The organism is Curtobacterium pusillum, from assembly GCF_007673235.1.
Taxonomy (GTDB): Bacteria; Actinomycetota; Actinomycetes; order Actinomycetales; family Microbacteriaceae; genus Curtobacterium; species Curtobacterium pusillum_C.
The window spans coordinates 1-648 of record NZ_VDZH01000017.1; the positions used below are offsets into that span (position 1 = coordinate 1).

A 648-nucleotide genomic window follows, 5' to 3' on the forward strand; every position below is an offset into this window, starting at 1 on the left:
TACTTGATCTTGGCGGTGATGGTGGCGGTGCCGACGAGGAGGCCGCTCTTGACGGCGTCGGTCTTGAAGGTGCTGTTGAGCAGCTTTGCGGCGTCAGCGGACACGTGCACCGTGGTGCCGGTCAGGATCGCGTTGTCACCCTCGAGCTGCAGCGGCTTGAGCGTGCCACCGTGCAGCGAGAACAGGTACGCGTTCGCGACCGCGACCTTGCCGTTGACGAGGACGTCACCGTAGAGCTTGGACGAACCCGGGTTCACCACGAAGTTCTCCAACGTCACCGTCGTGTCACCAGCCGACAGGGTCAGACCCGAGTCGTCGTGGTTCAGCAGACCCTGCACGTACGGACGGTAGTTGCCGTCCGGCGACCAGTACGTCACCGAACCGGCGGTGATCGGGAACGACACCGAACCGTCAGCGAGCTTGGCGTTGCCGGACACACCCGGGGTCAGCTTCAGCGCGGTCAGCGCGTCGGTGAAGCCCGAGTCGAGAGCGACGGCCGTGCTGCCACCGAGGACCTCCGGCACCGAAGCGACCGGAGCCGGGATCTTCGACGAGCTGGAGGAGACGGTGTGCACCGTCGGCGTGGACGCCTGGGCGGAGGAGATGCCGAACGCGGCACCACCGAGCACGAGCGCACCGGTGGTCGCG

The 648-nt window shown here is 66.7% G+C and carries 1 protein-coding gene; it reads right to left on the reverse strand.

Features of this window, described 5'->3' with window-relative positions:
- On the reverse strand, positions 1-648 hold a 648-nt coding region (locus tag FS532_RS18860; RefSeq protein WP_186322148.1), incomplete at both ends, for a hypothetical protein.